Source organism: Spirosoma koreense, assembly GCF_054777875.1.
Map to the genome: position 1 here is coordinate 1,259,804 of NZ_BAAHAC010000022.1, position 16,085 is coordinate 1,275,888.

Annotated in this window: 12 protein-coding genes; 9 read left to right on the forward strand and 3 right to left on the reverse strand. The window is 54.3% G+C overall.

Annotation, left to right across the window (positions count from 1 at the left end; translation table 11 throughout):
- Positions 1–40: 40 nt before the first annotated feature.
- Positions 41–1,564, reverse strand: a complete 1,524-nt coding sequence (locus ACYVC2_RS18575; protein ID WP_461104440.1) for a right-handed parallel beta-helix repeat-containing protein — start codon at positions 1,562–1,564, stop codon at positions 41–43.
- 197 nt (positions 1,565–1,761) lie between these two features.
- On the opposite strand from ACYVC2_RS18575, the gene ACYVC2_RS18580 reads away from it, so the two are divergent.
- From ACYVC2_RS18580 to ACYVC2_RS18620, 9 genes are all read left to right on the forward strand, one after another.
- Positions 1,762–2,703: a phosphatase domain-containing protein gene (locus tag ACYVC2_RS18580; RefSeq protein WP_461104442.1), complete on the forward strand. Its 942-nt coding sequence runs from the start codon at positions 1,762–1,764 to the stop codon at positions 2,701–2,703.
- Between the two features lie 212 nt (positions 2,704–2,915).
- Positions 2,916–6,056, forward strand: coding sequence for a SusC/RagA family TonB-linked outer membrane protein (locus ACYVC2_RS18585; protein ID WP_461104444.1), 3,141 nt, complete (start codon positions 2,916–2,918; stop codon positions 6,054–6,056).
- A gap of 25 nt (positions 6,057–6,081) precedes the next feature.
- A complete protein-coding gene (locus ACYVC2_RS18590; RefSeq protein ID WP_461104446.1) occupies positions 6,082–7,533 on the forward strand; it encodes a RagB/SusD family nutrient uptake outer membrane protein in 1,452 nt (483 codons plus the stop codon).
- A 34-nt stretch (positions 7,534–7,567) separates the two neighbouring features.
- Positions 7,568–8,047: a DUF4843 domain-containing protein gene (locus ACYVC2_RS18595; RefSeq protein ID WP_461104448.1), complete on the forward strand. Its 480-nt coding sequence runs from the start codon at positions 7,568–7,570 to the stop codon at positions 8,045–8,047.
- Positions 8,048–8,126: 79 nt separating this feature from the next.
- Entirely contained in the window at positions 8,127–10,619 is a 2,493-nt protein-coding gene (locus ACYVC2_RS18600) for a S9 family peptidase (protein WP_461104450.1), read from the forward strand.
- A 212-nt stretch (positions 10,620–10,831) separates the two neighbouring features.
- On the forward strand, positions 10,832–12,916 hold the full coding sequence (nadE, locus tag ACYVC2_RS18605; protein ID WP_461104452.1) for an NAD(+) synthase: 2,085 nt from the start codon (positions 10,832–10,834) through the stop codon (positions 12,914–12,916).
- 28 nt (positions 12,917–12,944) lie between these two features.
- Positions 12,945–13,187, forward strand: coding sequence for a DUF433 domain-containing protein (locus tag ACYVC2_RS18610; RefSeq protein ID WP_461104454.1), 243 nt, complete (start codon positions 12,945–12,947; stop codon positions 13,185–13,187).
- Complete coding sequence (locus ACYVC2_RS18615) at positions 13,187–13,453, forward strand: DUF5615 family PIN-like protein (protein WP_461104456.1); 267 nt, start codon at positions 13,187–13,189, stop codon at positions 13,451–13,453. The genes ACYVC2_RS18610 and ACYVC2_RS18615 overlap by 1 nt, the downstream gene beginning before the upstream one ends.
- Positions 13,454–13,455: 2 nt before the next feature.
- The gene (locus tag ACYVC2_RS18620) at positions 13,456–14,322 is read left to right on the forward strand and encodes a DMT family transporter (protein ID WP_461104458.1); all 867 of its coding nucleotides are present in this window, start codon (positions 13,456–13,458) and stop codon (positions 14,320–14,322) included.
- Between the two features lie 17 nt (positions 14,323–14,339).
- Here ACYVC2_RS18620 and ACYVC2_RS18625 read toward each other — a convergent pair whose 3' ends face one another.
- Positions 14,340–14,861, reverse strand: a complete 522-nt coding sequence (locus ACYVC2_RS18625) for a helix-hairpin-helix domain-containing protein (protein ID WP_461104460.1) — start codon at positions 14,859–14,861, stop codon at positions 14,340–14,342.
- 94 nt (positions 14,862–14,955) lie between these two features.
- The gene (locus tag ACYVC2_RS18630) at positions 14,956–15,900 is read right to left on the reverse strand and encodes an OmpA family protein (protein WP_461104462.1); all 945 of its coding nucleotides are present in this window, start codon (positions 15,898–15,900) and stop codon (positions 14,956–14,958) included.
- Positions 15,901–16,085: the final 185 nt, after the last annotated feature.

A 16,085-nucleotide genomic window follows, 5' to 3' on the forward strand; every position in this document is an offset into this window, starting at 1 on the left:
CAACGTTCCCAGAGCATTATCAGGATAGGCTTAAGACCGGCTATTTTTCGAGCAGTACGTTTGTCTGGGCATTAGCCTCAAACGTGTTGGCCGTTGTCAGGTCGGTGTTGGCCGACGCGCCGTAGGCCACGAAGACCCCGTAGCCACCGCTGCCGCTGATGCGCGTATTTTTGATCGACAGAACGGCTTTGGTTCCGTAAATAGCGATGTTGGCTTTCTTACCCGATACAATCGCGACGCTGCCGCCATTGCTGACCTCGGCATTTTCCAGGGCGTTTTTGGCGTCCTGCGAGTAGCAGATAATGCCTTTCCAGGAGGGCGTCGTGCGATCGACACCGGTAAAGACTATTTTCTGGTCGGCGGTGCCTTTGGCCGACAGGTAGCCGCCCGTATTGATTCGGATCACGGCATCCCGGTTCATCTCGATCGTAACGCCGGGATTGATTTTCCAGCCTGCATCGACCGTGAAATCACCGTTGAGCCGGTAAGGGGTTTTGTCCGCAAAACCCGGCCAGACCACTTCTGCGTTTCCTTTGATGCCCGACTGTGTGACTTCGACCACGTTGCGGCCGTTGCCGCCGGTAAACGTCGAGGCTGCGTCGAGCTTCGCTACGTTGGCCGCATCGAGCAAAATGCCCGAATCGCTATTGCCGGTGAATGCGTTCTGAGCAAACTCGCGGAGAATGCCCCCATCGTAGACATAGATGCCATAGCCGTCATTCTGCGAGAAAAGGCAGTTTTTTAGACCAATCTGCGCTTTGCTGCCGCCCGACAAAAACAGGGCCGCTTTGGTGGTACTGTAGAGCGTCCGGCTACCAGCGTGCATCACCTCTACGTACTCCATGGTATTGGCGTTGCTGCCCGAATACAGCGCCATGCCGACCCAGTACCCTTTCGTTTTCTGAACGCCCACGAATTTGATTTTCTGATCGGCGGTACCTTTGGCAATCAGCAGTCCACCGCCGTCGTTGACGTTCAGGCGAACGTCGCGCTCGAAGGCAATGACTACACCCGGATTGATGGTCAGCTCATGATTGACATCGATGCTTTTGGTGACGATATAATCGGGCAGCTCGGGATTGGCTATTCGGTCGATGAGGGTGGTTTTGACGGTGATATTTGCATTGATGACCAGCGGTTCGGCAGCCGATGCCGTAATCAAAACCTTATCCGTACTTTTTCCGGATACGCTCGATACCGTCAGTTCCAGTTCGTATTCGCCTACTTCGTCGGGTTTGAAGGTGGGCTTAAACGACGTTGGTTCGGTGAGCGTGGCGGTGCTTTTGGCGGGCTTGCGTACCAGATTCCACTGGTAGGAGAGGGGCTTATTCTGGCTGTCTTTCGAGGCCGATCCATCCAGGCTGACCGTCTGCCCGACCTGTACCGACTGATCAGGACCCGCGCTGGCCGTTACCGCTCCGACTGGGTTGACTTCGTTTTCTTTCTTACAACTGGTCAGTAGAAACAGGCTGGCCGTCATCCAAATAAATAACCGTTTGAGCGCGGTTGGAGTAATAGTAGGGTAAATGGCAAGGCTGGCGGAAAGGAATGGTGTCGATTGCATGAAAAAGAGGATTTGTTGTTTAACCGATCAAAGGTATTGTCAGGCCCTCCGGACTGGAGCGACGAACGCGATGAAACGTAAAAAGCGCCGTATGAACTGCCGGTTGAGAGGCTTGAAAAGTGAACTCAATTTGATGAGTGGTATCGTCCAAATGGTAAGCAGCCGACTTTCAGCAGCACCTTGCCGGCAAATGAATCATGAAGAAAGTCATTGTATTGACCGGCCTGAGCGGCAGTGGTAAGTCGACCTTTGCCCAACGCTTTTGCGCCGAAAACCCAAACTGGCTCCGGGTGAACCGCGACGATCTCCGGCGAAGCCTGCTGACCGTATCCCTGGCCGAGTATTACGGCACCTGGCCGGAGCCCAAGCGGAATCGGATCGAGACGATTGTCAACGAGTTACAGACGACGGCATTGCTGGAAGCGCTGAACCGGGGCTGGCACGTGCTGATCGATAACACCAATCTGAAACTAAGCTACATCAACGCGTTCCGGCGGATCTTGACCACCCATTTCGATGCGGTAGAGATTCAATATCGACTACTCGATACCCCGATAGAAGAGTGCATCTGGCGAGACAAGTACCGCGATGATTCGGTGGGGGAGGCTGTCATCCGGCGGCAGGCCGATCAACTGACCAGCCTGAAAGGAAAATTTTCGTTTCAAACCGAAGTACTGACGCGCCATCCGGCTTTTCAGCGGCAGCAGGACGACTCACTACCCCGATGTGTACTGGTCGACATCGATGGCACGGTAGCCATCAAAGGCGATCGCTCACCCTACGACTGGCAGCGGGTAGGAATCGACAGCCCCAAGTGGCCGATTATCCGGCTGGTGCAGTCGCTTCGCTCTTCAGGCTATCGGGTGGTGTTTTTTTCGGGACGGGATGCTGTCTGCCGGTCGGAGACCTCGGCCTGGCTGGAGCAGTATTTTGGTTGGCAGTCGACGGACTATAGCCTGTTCATGCGCTCCCAAAACGATCAACGCAAAGATGCCATCATTAAAAAAGAACTGTTCGAAGAGCACATTGTCGGGCGGTACTTCGTCGAATTTGTTATCGACGATCGGCAGCAGGTCGTAGACATGTGGCGTCGGGCGCTGGGACTGACCTGCCTTCAGGTCGATTACGGCGATTTTTAAGTGGGCTTGTCGCTGGTATGAATTTTAGAGAAACCTACCAGCCGTATGGATTGCGTTAATCCAAATTTAATACAATTAAATATCATTATTATATTTAAAATGAATCGTTATTAAAAATATAAAATTGAATAAATTAAAATTATAAAAATAAAATTTTGTTGATCTGCTGATGGGCCGTAATTTTAAGGGTTACCATCAACAATTCATCAACGATGAACAGAAAACTACTATTTAACCTATTCTTGCTGCTGGGTCTGGCGAGTTTTTCGTTTGCTCAGGAGCGTACACTCACCGGAAAGGTGACGTCCAGCGACGATGGCGGCTCGTTGCCCGGTGCCAGCATCACGCTGAAAGGCACCACGCGTGGCACTACCACCGATGCAAATGGTAATTTCAGTATCGCCATGACGGGCAAGGCTACGCTGGTTGTTTCGTCCATTGGCTTTGCGCGACAGGAAGTTGAAGTGGGCAACCGCAGCACCATTACGGTTCAGTTGCAAAGCACCAACAGCGACCTGGAAGAAGTAATCGTAACGGGTTACGGTGGGGTGCTCAGCAAGCGGGAAGTGACCGGAGCCGTCTCGAAAATCAAGGGTGCTGAAATCCAGAACCTGCCGGCGCAAAGTATCGACCGGGCCATGCAGGGGCGGATTGCGGGGGTGCAGATTTCCTCGGCCAACGGGGCTCCCGGTGGCGCCATGCAGGTGCGCATCCGGGGCGTCGGCTCGATTACGGCGGGCAACGAACCGCTTTATATTGTCGATGGTGTACAGCTCAATACCCAGAATACCAACAGCAACGCCAGTTCCAATCCGCTTAACTTTCTGAATCCCAACGACGTCGAGTCGATCGAAGTCCTGAAAGATGCTGCGGCTGCGTCGATCTATGGTTCGCAGGCGGCCAATGGGGTTGTCATTATCTCCACCAAGAAAGGCAAAGCGGGCCGGACGCAAATCCGCTTCAATCACTACCAGGGAATCGTTGAGCCGATCAAATATTTCGACGTACTCAATTCGCAGCAGTGGGTGAACATGCGCACGGAGGCTTTTCAGAATGCAACTCCAGCCGAATCCAGAGCGTGGGCGCTTCGGCAGGTACTGGGAATTCTCCGGTATCCGACCGCAACCCTGAATGCGCTTAACGAAAGCCAGTTACAGGCGATTGCCGACACGCTGAAAACCTACGACTGGCAGCGGGAGGCCATGCGCAATGGCCGGGTGCAGAATTACGAAATTTCGATGTCGGGCGGGAGTGAACGGAATACCTTTCACTGGTCGTCTTCGTATAACACGCAGGATGCCAATGTTATCGCCGTCAATTTCAAACGCTTTACGTCCAGCTTACGCCTGGGGCAGAAACTTTCAGACAAACTGCATTTCGAGGAGTCTTTGAATCTCAGCACGACTACGCAGGGTGGTCAGTATGCGTCGCCCAATGGCGGGGGGTTTTTGGGATCGGCTGCGTTCGGCGGCCCGCTGATGGTACCATCCAATGCCATCTACAATCCGGACGGCTCGTATGCCAACACCCCGGCGACGGGCAATGCGGTGGGGGTTTTGAGTCATAATTTCATTATGTCGGCCAATTATGCCAAGATTACGGCTGTCACGAATCAGATGGTCGGTACGATGGCGCTCACGTATCGAATTACTCCTCAGCTCACGTTCCGCCCGACGGTCAACCTCGATTATCGGCTCATTCGGGGCAACTATTACGCCGATCCCCGCATTCAGGATGCGTATAGTGTGCAGGGCAGAGACTCGTTTCAGAACGACGAGAACGTAAACTTCCTGACCAATGCCACCCTGACCTACGGCCGTCAGTTTGGCGAACATTCGATCAACGCCCTGGCTGGGGTCGAGTATCGGAGTGATTCGCGGAATGCCAGCAGCGGCACGGCTACCGGGTTTCCAACGCCCGACTTCCAGTATATTTCGGCGGCTGCCGTTTATACGAACATGTCGAGTTTCTGGACCGGGTATCGCCGGGCGTCGGTCTTCGGTAAAGTCGATTATAACTACAACAGCCGCTATTTTCTGTCGCTGATTGGTCGCTACGATGGGTCGTCCCGCTTTGGTGCCAACAATCTGTTTGGCTTCTTCCCTTCTGTTTCGGCCAGCTGGCTGATTTCGGACGAGCCTTTCCTGAAGGGAAATCCGGTGTTGACAGAACTGAAAGTACGGGCCAGCTACGGATCGACCGGTAACGATCAGATCGGCAATTTCGATTCCCGTGGTCTGTACAATGGTGGAGCCAGCTATAATGCGACGAGCGGTATCTATGCGGCTACCCTGGCCAATCCCGATCTGAAATGGGAGCGGAATACCGAGCTGGCGGCTGGGCTGGAATACGGTTTGTGGAACAACCGGATTCGGGGGCAGTTCGACGTCTATGAGCGGACCAGCAACGACCTGCTATTGCAGCGGCAAGTGCCCAACACCAGTGGATATACGACCATTACGTTCAATGCGGGTCAGTTGAAGAACCGCGGTTTCGAAACCGAGATAAGCGTCGACGTATTGAAGACCTCAGCCCTGCGCTGGGAAAGCAGTTTCAACTTCTCAGTCATCAACAATAAGGTCACGAAGCTCTACGACGGCATATCGCCCCAGGCCAACGTCGACAGCCTTGTTCTGCTGGCTTCGCCCGTACAGGTGGCCAGTTCAGGCCTTACGCCCACGACCGTTACGCGTAACTTCATCATCGGCAAACCCGTTTATGCCAACTACGTTCCGATCTATGCGGGTGTAAACCCAGCCACAGGCCGGGCTATGTGGTACGACCAGAATGGAAACATTACATACACTTACCAGACCCCGCGTGACTCGAAATATGCCGGCTCCGACTTTGCGAACATTTACGGTGGTTTCCGCAATCAGGTTTCCTACAAAGGGCTGGAACTGACGGTGTTTTTTCAGTACGAGTTCGGCCGACGCGCCAACAACTCGCAGGGCCTGTCGCTCATCGACGATGGAACCCGGAACGTGAACACCCTGCTGTCTACCTATGAAAGCCGCTGGCTGACACCGGGTCAGATCACCGACGTACCGCGTCCGTACAACGGGGGTGCCGAGGTGCTGGGCTCTTCATACGTGTCCAGTACCAGCCGGACCATCGAAGATGCTTCTTACGTCCGCCTGAAGCAGGTACAACTGGCGTATTCGTTCCCGAAAGAACTGCTGAACCGTACCAAGCTGATTCAGAGTGTTCGCCTGTATGGGGTGGCGACGAACCTGCTGACCTGGACGAAGTGGACAGGCTACGATCCGGAATTCCTCAACCTGGGGTCTGGAAATACCGGTGCTATTCCACAGTCCAAGACGTACACCTTTGGAATCGAAGTCGGATTCTAACTCTATCTCTTTTGTCATTCAGATTATGAAACTATACTCATTTAGCCGGGTGCTTTCCACGGTTTTGTTGACAGGTGGACTCTTTGCCTGCAGCAGTTTGATCGACGTAAAACCCAGAACATCCATCGATTCCGCCACGGCGCTTACCACGCCGGAAGCCATCAGTGCCGCCGTAAACGCCGTGTACGATGCGCTGCAAAGTACCGACCTGTACGGCCGCGACCTGATTGCCTTACCGGAAGTACTGTCCGACAATGCCCGGGCTACCGGCAACTCAAGCCGTCTCGTCCCTGAATTTCAGAACCAGCCGGGGTCGCATCTGATCAACTGGACGCAGGATTACTACGGGATCAATCAGGCCAACCTGATTCTGGAGGCACTGCCCAAAGTGACGCTCACGGATGCGCTCCGCAATTCGTATCAGGGCCAGTGCCTGTTCCTGCGGGCGCTGATGTACTTCGATCTGATGAAGTCGTATGCGTATATGCCGACAGCCATTGTTAATGAATACAACCGGGGCGGGGTTCCGCTGATCTTAACGGGTGTACTGACACTTCCCCAGGTGACACTGCCGACCCGACCGAGCATCGACGACGTCTACAAGCAGATCTTCGCCGATCTGACGACCGCTATCGACAAGCTGAGCGCAACCGCAAAAACGCGGGGACCGGTCTACGCAACCCAGGGTGCGGCTCAGGCGCTGTATTCGCGGGTAGCGCTTTACGCCGGGAAATATCAGGAAGCGGCCGATCTGGCAACCAGTGCGCTGGCTTCGGGGGTGGGCAGCTTTCAGCCCAAAGCCAGTTACGTAGCCGGTTTCCGGTCCGCCGTCAACCCGGAATCGATGTTTGAGATCAACTTTCAGACGAGCGAAAACATTGGCGTCAATACCTCGCTGCAAACAACCTTCACGACGCTCGTAACGCTGGGGAATACGGCCACGACCGGCGGTTTTGGCGATGCCGTACCGACCGCTTCGCTCCTGGCTGATCTCGAATTGGAGAAAGATGCGTCGGGGGCGGTGCTGGATATCCGTCGGCAGTTGTATGAACTGGGCACGAAAGGCCGCGGGGCGCAGAACGTTGAAACGACGAAGTTTCTGGGTAAAAACGGAACCATCAACCTCGACAACGTACCCGTCATCCGGATTTCGGAGATGTACCTGAACCGGGCCGAAGCCTATTATAATCTGGGGAAAACCACCGAAGCGCTCAAAGATCTGAACACGATCCGGACGCGGGCGGGCTTACCCGAAAAAACGGGCCTGACCAGCGATGGGTTGCTGAACGAAATCATCCGGCAGCGTCGGCTGGAATTTGCCTTCGAAGGCCACCGGTTTTGGGATCTGAAGCGGCTGGGTCGCGATATCGTCAAAGCACCTTCGAACCTACCGTTCACGGATTATCGCGTGCTGGCGCGAATTCCCATCGCCGAGATCAACAACAACCCGAACCTGAAGCAAAATTATAACTATTGAGCCATCGGCCCGGTACAAAAAACTCGTCATTACTATGAAAATACTGCTGCGTTTCGTGCTGATCGGCTTTGTGCTGTTCACCCAAACTTCCTGCTTCAAGGAAAACGATTTTCTGTTTAACAAAAAAACGGTCGTCGAATTTCAGGCGACGGTAATCACCTCACTCGCTGTCGGAAAAACGTATCCCCTGCTTCCGATTAAAAACGGGGCGGGCAGCCAGACGACGCAGGTCAATCTGGTAGGGGCCCAGCGCAATAACGACGAAGTGATCCGGTTTTCGGTCGATAAAGACAACACGACGGCGGTAGAGGGCGTCCATTACAACCTGAAAGGCGGTACCTTTACGATTCCGGCAAAAGCCAGCATTGGTACCTGTGCGGTCGATATTTTGAACGGGACGGCACCCGCGGGGACGACCAAAACCGTAGATTTGGTGCTGACGCTGGAAGGCAATGGCTCGGACATTATGCCCAATGAAAATTATAAGAAAGTAGGCTATCGGATTTCATTCTAGTTCGTACCGCGGACTTGGGTCCGCGCCAAAACTGTGGACTCAAGTCCGCGATACACAACACCCTAACAACCGCTCAATTATGCTTCTCAACCGAACGATTGTCCGCCAGAGCCGCTGGCTTTTGCTGATTTCCGGGCTTACGTTTTCGTTTGCCGGCTACACACAGGAGGCACCGACGTATCAGACGCCACCCAAAGCGCTGGCCGATCTGGTAACCGCTCCCCTCACGCCCACTGTCAGCATGTCGGACAAGGGCGATATGATGCTCATTCTCGAACAGGCAGCCGCGCCAGGCATCGCCGAACTGGCCCAGCCTGAGTTCAAACTGGCCGGTCTGCGCCTGAACCCGGCCAACAATGGACCCAGCCGGGCACGCTATGTAACGGGGCTGAAGCTCAAAAAGCTGACCGATAAAGACGAAAAAGCGATTGGGGGGTTACCTACGACGCCGTTGCTCAGCTTTATCCAGTGGTCGCCGGATGGAACGAAAATCGCGTTCGCCAATTCGACCGATAGCCGGATTGATCTGTACATGGCTGATGTCGCTACGGCATCGGCCAAAAAGATTGGTTCGCTGGCGCTCAACGCAACCCTGGGTGTGCCGTATCGGTGGTTATCCGACAGCAAAGGCCTGATTGTGAAGGCGATCCCAGCCGGTCGCGGGCCTGCACCCGAGATCAGCCGGGTTCCCGTAGGTCCGACCACGCAGGAAAATGTGAAAGGGACACGTGGTCAGGCTCCGACGTATCAGGATCTGCTCAAAAACCCGTCCGACGAGAAACAGTTTGCGTATTACACCACGGCGCAGGTCGTTCGGATCGGTCTGGATGGGGCGGCTACCAGCATTGGCCAGCCGGGGATCATCCTGTCCGCCGATCCGTCGCCAGATGGTCAGTACGTACTGATCGAGACGGTTCATACGCCGTTCTCCTACCTGGTGCCGGTCAATCGATTTCCGCTCAAAACGGAAATTTATGCCGTTGGCGGAGCGCTGGTAAAGACGCTCAACGATGGGCCTTTGCAGGAAGCCGTTCCCTACAGCCGCGATGGCGCTCCAACGGGTCCGCGCGACTTCAACTGGCGGGCTGATGCGCCCGCGTCGGTGTATTACACGGTGGCTCAGGACAAAGGTGATCCCAAAGTAAAGGCAGATGTTCGGGACAAAGTCTATATGATCGAAGCGCCGTTCTCCGCTCAGCCGAAAGAGATCTATGCCGCTCAGTTCCGGTTCGAGAACTTCGACTGGGGAAACGAGTCGATGGCGCTGGCGACGGAACGGTGGTGGCAAAACCGGAAAACGATCACCAAAACGGTCAATCCAGCCAACTGGCAAACCGCGGTCCTCTTCGATCGGTCGTATGAGGATCGGTATACGAATCCGGGTCAGCCCGATACGAAGCATAACCAGTACGGACGTGAGGTGCTGAACCTGCTGCCCTCCGGCGAAATCCTGATGCTAAACGCCGTGGGTTCATCGCCCGAGGGCGACCGGCCGTTTGTGAGTCTGCTCAATCTGAAAACCAAACAGACGCGCGAGCTCTGGCGGTCGGCAGCTCCGTATTTCGAGCGACCCATTGCCGTTCTGGACGCCACGAAGCAGGTCATTCTGACCACCCGCGAAACGCCCGACGAAAACCCGAATTATTTCGTTCGCAACCTGAAAGCGCGCATTGCGCCCATGCAGGCAACGTTCTTCCCGCATCCGTATCCACAGCTGAAGGGAATCCAGAAGCAGCAACTCCGTTACAAGCGGGCCGATGGTGTCGAACTGACTGCTACGCTGTATCTGCCCGTTGGCTATAAAAAAGAACAGGGGCCACTACCGACGTTTCTGTGGGCTTACCCGGCCGAGTTCAAGAGCAAGGAAGCTGCCAGCCAGGTGTCTGGCTCGCCGTATCAGTTCAACCGGATCAGCTACTGGGGTGGTGCCGCGTTCGTGACGATGGGTTATGCCATTCTGGACAATGCCAGCATTCCCATCGTGGGCGAGGGCGATAAAGAACCGAATGATACGTATGTGGAGCAACTGGTGTCGAGTGCTAAAGCGGCTATTGACGAAGGGGTTCGGCTGGGCGTCGTCGATTCGAGCCGTGTTGGCGTTGGTGGTCACTCGTATGGTGCTTTCATGACGGCCAACCTACTGTCGCACAGTAAATTATTCAAAGGGGGAATTGCCCGCAGTGGGGCCTACAACCGGACGCTGACGCCGTTTGGTTTCCAGAACGAGCAACGCAGCTACTGGCAGGCTCCCGAGGTGTACAACAACATGTCGCCGTTTATGAATGCCGACAAGATGAAGACGCCCCTGCTGCTGGTGCATGGCGAAGCCGACAACAATACCGGTACGTTCCCGATCCAGTCGGAGCGCTATTACAATGCGCTGAAAGGCTTTGGCGCCACTACTCGACTCGTTTTCCTGCCGTACGAAAGTCATGGCTATACGGCCAAAGAGTCGCTGCTGCACATGTTGTGGGAAATGAACGGCTGGCTGGATAAATACGTGAAAAATCCTGCCGTTGCGGGGGCGGCCAACAAAGCCGGCAAAGTAGGCGGAGGGACCAACGAGAAGTAAGTCCGGGTTTATTGGGTTTATCCTTATCAAGCCGGACTGGGCATTGCTCAGTCCGGCTTTTTCATGGGCCGGCGTTCAGGAATTTAAACTCTGCATTCGGCAAATCTATTTTTACCCCATATTTGTTATTCTTACGGAATCAATACGTACCGTAGCGATGAGGTTACGTTACTCATAGATGTACTCATTCGCTCGCTCACCCATTGCCATACATGAAACTCCTCAAAGTAGCCGCTGGTGTGCTGAACCAGACCCCGTTAGCGTGGGAACATAACAAACAGAATATCATCAGTGCCATCGAAGAAGCCCAGCGGCAAAATGTCAGCCTGCTGTGTCTGACCGAGCTTTGTATATCGGGTTACGGCTGCGAAGATGCGTTTTATGCCCAGAACACCATCGACCAGTCCATTGCCTCGCTGCTCGATATTGTACCCTATACGGCCGACATCGCCGTGGCGGTTGGGTTGCCGTTGCGTTTCAATAACCGCACCTTCGACACCGCCTGCCTGATTGCCAACAAGCGGATTCTGGGCTTCGTGGCCAAGCAGTACATGGCCAACAATGGCGTTCATTACGAAACCCGCTGGTTTCAACCCTGGCCGCCCTTTGTGCGGGATGAAATCAAGATCGGTGAGTTCAGTTATCCGTTTGGGGATATCGTATTCGATCTGTCGGGGGTTCGGATTGGCTTCGAAATTTGCGAAGATGCCTGGGTGGCCAACCGGCCAGGTCGCATCCTCTACGAACGGGGCATCGATGTGATTCTGAATCCAACGGCCAGTCACTTCGCCTTTCTCAAATCGCAGGTGCGTGAGCGGTTCGTGGTCGATGCGTCGCGGGCGTTTGGAGTTAGTTATGTGTATGCCAACATGCTGGGCAACGAAGCGGGCCGAATGATCTACGACGGTGATGCGATGGTCGCTTCGAACGGCGAACTGCTGGTATCCGGGGATCGCCTGAGCTACGAAGATTTTCTGATTGTGCCGGCGGTTGTAGACATCGAAGCTACGCGGCTCAATCAGACCCAGAGCCGGGGGAATCTGGCGCTGGCGTATCCGAACCTGCGCGTGTCGGACCGGTTCGACTGGCCCGAGATTGCGCCCGTTATCCAGAAAGCGGAACTCGAAGCGTGGGAGCGGGGCGGTTACCTGAAAGAAGAAGAATTTGCGCGGGCCGTGGCGCTGGGGCTGTTCGATTACCTGCGCAAAAGCCGCTCGCAGGGCTATGTACTGTCGTTGAGTGGGGGCGCCGACTCGTCGGCCATTGCGGCACTGGTCTTTCTGATGATCCGGATGGCGGTCGAAAACATCGGCATCGATGGCGTGAAGAAAAAGCTCAGTTACATCAAAGCACTCCAGCCCTGTCAGACGTCCGAAGAGATGATCGGTAAACTGCTGACCGTGATGTATCAGGGTACGGAAAATTCGTCGGACGATACATTCAATTCTGCCAAATCGCTGGCCGACGACATAGGCGCTACCTTCCTGAATATCAATATCAATGGCCTGGTGGATACTTATCGCGGGTTGATCGAAGCCCAACTGGGTCGTCAACTTTCCTGGGAAACCGACGACCTGGCGCTGCAAAACATTCAGGCCCGGGTACGGGCTCCGGGTATCTGGATGCTGGCCAACCTCAACAATGCCCTCCTGCTCAGCACGTCGAACCGCTCGGAAGCGGCCGTAGGTTATGCCACCATGGACGGCGACACAGCAGGTAGTATTTCGCCCATCACCGGCATCGATAAACATTTTCTGCGCGGATGGTTGCGCTGGCTCGAAACGGTTGGCCTAAACGTGAAAAACGAATCGACCCCCGCCGACCGTACGGGTTCCGTAATAGATTCGGCCGCTCCGGACCAGCTTATTAAAGTCAAAGGACTAAACGCGGTAAACAACCTGCAACCGACGGCCGAGCTACGTCCGCTGGACAAAAAACAGACCGACGAAGACGACCTGATGCCGTACGATGTGCTAAACTCCATCGAAGAATCGGCCATCCGCGACAAACAGCCGCCGGTTGAAGTGCTTAAGCTGGTCGAAGTTCGGTACGCAGGCCAGTACGACCGCGACCGGCTGCTGGTCTGGGTCGAACGATTCTTCAAACTCTGGAGCCGCAACCAGTGGAAGCGTGAACGCTACGCTCCCTCGTTTCACCTCGACGACCACAACCTGGATCCCCGTTCGTGGATGCGCTTTCCGATTCTGTCGGGTGGCTTCGAGAAAGAACTGGCCGAAATGCGCGACTGGGCGGCCGAACAGAAGCCCAGCACTCGAAAAGGCAAGATTGGGTTTTAGGCGTATCTTTGCTGAAATGGATAGAGCTATGAACGAAATTCACTGGCGTGATTACATTGTTTCTGACCCACGCATCATGTTGGGCAAACCCACAATCAAAGGAATGCGTATTACGGTTGAGCTAATCGTTGACCGAATGAGTTATGGCGAAACGATTGATGATCTGTTGGAAGCCTATCCGCATTTGACCCGTGAGGGAATCTTAGCCTGTTTGCGATATGCAGCTTACACGCTTAATCATGAACTTGATGATTATGATGTAGCTGCCTGATGAAAATATTGGCTGATGAAAACGTTGACTTTCCTACTATCTATCACCTCAGGGACAATGGATTCGACGTTTTATCCATTGCAGAGGACGATTTTGGAATAATTGATGAGAATGTGCTTGCAAAAGCGGTGCGCACGAATGCTGTGTTATTGACAGCCGAAAAAGCCGTTCTGATTCTTGCTTTATTTAATGACCAGAAAGAAAATCTGATCGATGCTTTCACGGTTCTGACTGCACATAAGACGCGGATTATCCGGGGAGAATAAACATGAAACAACTTCTCCCTGGTCTTTTGTTTGCGGCTCTGTGGGCCTCGGCTTCGGTCGCCACAAAGTTTGGTGTGCAGTCCGTTCACCCACTGATTCTGGCCAATACCCGGTTTTTTATTGCGGGCGGTGGTATGCTGCTCTTTGCCTACGGCATTCAGCGGGCTCAGACTGCCTGGCCGAAGGGTAGCGAATGGCGTCAGCTCACCCTGTTTGCGTTGCTAAATACCACCATCTACCTGGCGGCTTTTGTACTGGCCCTCAAACAGGTATCTGCAGGAATCGGCAGCTTGTCGACGGCTACCAATCCGCTCTTTATTTCGCTGATGTCGGCGCTGTGGCTCCGCCGGAAACCGCGCTGGAACGAGATGGGCGGGCTGGCACTCGGGCTGATGGGCGTGGGCGTAGCGACGTATCCGCTGCTGCAAAACAGTTACGCCACCGTCGAAGGACTCCTGATATTGCTGGTCGGAATGATCTCGATCTCAGCCGCTACCGTCTACTACGCCAGCATTCAGTGGCGCTTGCCCGATCTGGCCATCAACGGCTGGCAGGTATTCATCGGTGGAGTACTGTTGCTGCCGTTTACGCTCCTGACCGCCGATTTCAGCGGGTCGCAGTACGACCTCCGGTTCTGGGCGTCGCTGTTCTGGCTGATCATACCGGTGTCGGTAGCCGCGCTTCAACTGTGGTTCTATCTTGTCCGGCAAGACCCGATCCGGGCGTCGTTGTGGCTGTATCTGTGTCCGGTTTTTGGCTTTACCTATTCCTACCTACTGATGGGAGAACCCATCACCACTTATACGCTCATTGGTACGGCGCTGGTCATTGGCGGATTGTATCTGGGACGAAAAGGGGCATCTGCCTAGCCACTCCAGCTTTTCTTTCAGGCACGGCCTGCTTCGGGTGCCGTAAACGCCATCGGTTTACCATCGGCGAGCTGTTTGGCCTGCTGTGGCCAGGTAGTCGGGTCGTAGATGCGGTAGCGCGCTCCGGCTGCAGAGAGAATTTCCCGGATCTGTTCAACGGGTGTTTCAGCTAGCTGCGAAAATTGTCGGATACCCGCTTTGGTCAGGAGTTCGGCCACTTTAGGACCAATGCCTTTGATTTCGATAAACCGGTCTACGCTGTCGATCCCGGGTTTGTCGCTGGGTTCCTCGATAATCGTCAGTTCGATGTTCGTTCCGTCGGCTTCATTGACGATGTCGATAACTTCCGTTCGGGCTCCGTCCATGGAGTCGACCGTGTCAGACAGTTCCGTCACGTAGCCGACCGGGCTAATGATGACATCGAGGGTCGTATTTTCAGTCAGCACGTGCCCTGCGGATTCCGCGCTCCATTCATCCTTCGTTGGCTGATGGTCATCAGCGGGCATTCTATCGCCTTTAATGGGTGATTTCTTTGTCATGGCAGCGTTGAGTCTTGGTCCAGTGTTTATGGCGGCTGGTTCCACTTTTTTAACTCAGGCTGTCTATATATTGTTGAATAATTAACTGAATAAGTTACTGTTTCAGCACAATCATTTCCACTCTGCGGTTTAGTTGCCGGGTCGTTTCCGAATTGTTGCTGGCAATGGGTCGGGTAGGACCGTAGCCACGGGTGGTGATGCGGTTGGCCGCAATTCCATTCTGCACTAGATATGCCTTCACCAGGTCGACACGCTGCTTGGAGAGCCGGATGTTCTCATCGAAATCACCCTGATTGTCTGTATGCCCCGACAGTTCGATTTCGGCGGTGGGCTTGCTTTGCATGAACATCAGCAACTGTTCCAGTGCGGGCATGGCATCGGGCAGCAGCTCGGCCTTGCTCTGAACAAACTGGATGGCTTTGAGCTGGGTTGTTTTGCCCGTAGGAGCCACTACCAGTGGCGGCACGTAAGTAATCTTAGCATCCAGAGTTTTTGGGGGCGTAACACGCGCCTGTGTGGCCGTAGCGGCATTACTGGTTGCTGGTTGCTCCGAAACGGGGGGCGTCGACACCGGAGCCGGGCTCACCGTCGAAGTATTGGCGTGAACGGGCGCGGCCGCATTGGTTGCCAGCGGGCGGTCATCGGGTGGTTTGGTTCCGACACGATATAGCACAATCATGTGGTTGGAGATCCGGTCGGTATACCTGGAGGTCGGTGCGTATTGTTTATCCAGGGTTTCGTAGCCAGTCGCCGTAACCAGTACCTGAAAGGCGTCTCTTGATCGTAGCGTTAGCTTAAACGCACCATCAGTACCCACCCGTTGCTGAGTACTGACCGCACCAGCCGAATTTTTTACAGCGATGGTCGCATTCGCTATGGGCTGGTGCGTGGCGGCATCGGTAATGACACCTTCAAAGGCCAGCGTGACCGGGTCGGTAGCCAGAACAGGTTTGAGAACCGTTTGCCCCCAGCTGGTCGAAAACAACAGACAATTGATGAGGAGAGAGCTGATAAAAAAGATCGAGTAAGTTCGCTTCATTCTATAAATGCAACGGAGAAAAGCTGCCCAAAAGTACGTCGAAATGCGCAAAAATAGAGGTAACCAAATGCGCTAAAATGACACACGTATAGGGGCGTTTCGGGTAGCTAAAAATGGCTCATAAACTGCTGACTTATAATGGATTATCTATATGAAATATTTGGGTGAAAATGAACGCTGAAACC

Bases quoted from the DNA above. Each gene is read 5' to 3' on its own strand.
- ACYVC2_RS18595 (WP_461104448.1), top strand. From the start codon at position 7,568: ATGAAAATACTGCTGCGTTTCGTGCTGATCGGCTTTGTGCTGTTCACC.
- ACYVC2_RS18585 (WP_461104444.1), top strand. From the start codon at position 2,916: ATGAACAGAAAACTACTATTTAACCTATTCTTGCTGCTGGGTCTGGCG.
- ACYVC2_RS18630 (WP_461104462.1), bottom strand. From the start codon at position 15,900: ATGAAGCGAACTTACTCGATCTTTTTTATCAGCTCTCTCCTCATCAAT.
- ACYVC2_RS18610 (WP_461104454.1), top strand. From the start codon at position 12,945: ATGAACGAAATTCACTGGCGTGATTACATTGTTTCTGACCCACGCATC.
- ACYVC2_RS18600 (WP_461104450.1), top strand. From the start codon at position 8,127: ATGCTTCTCAACCGAACGATTGTCCGCCAGAGCCGCTGGCTTTTGCTG.
- ACYVC2_RS18580 (WP_461104442.1), top strand. From the start codon at position 1,762: ATGAAGAAAGTCATTGTATTGACCGGCCTGAGCGGCAGTGGTAAGTCG.
- ACYVC2_RS18575 (WP_461104440.1), bottom strand. From the start codon at position 1,564: ATGCAATCGACACCATTCCTTTCCGCCAGCCTTGCCATTTACCCTACT.
- ACYVC2_RS18590 (WP_461104446.1), top strand. From the start codon at position 6,082: ATGAAACTATACTCATTTAGCCGGGTGCTTTCCACGGTTTTGTTGACA.
- ACYVC2_RS18620 (WP_461104458.1), top strand. From the start codon at position 13,456: ATGAAACAACTTCTCCCTGGTCTTTTGTTTGCGGCTCTGTGGGCCTCG.
- ACYVC2_RS18615 (WP_461104456.1), top strand. From the start codon at position 13,187: ATGAAAATATTGGCTGATGAAAACGTTGACTTTCCTACTATCTATCAC.
- nadE (WP_461104452.1), top strand. From the start codon at position 10,832: ATGAAACTCCTCAAAGTAGCCGCTGGTGTGCTGAACCAGACCCCGTTA.
- ACYVC2_RS18625 (WP_461104460.1), bottom strand. From the start codon at position 14,861: ATGACAAAGAAATCACCCATTAAAGGCGATAGAATGCCCGCTGATGAC.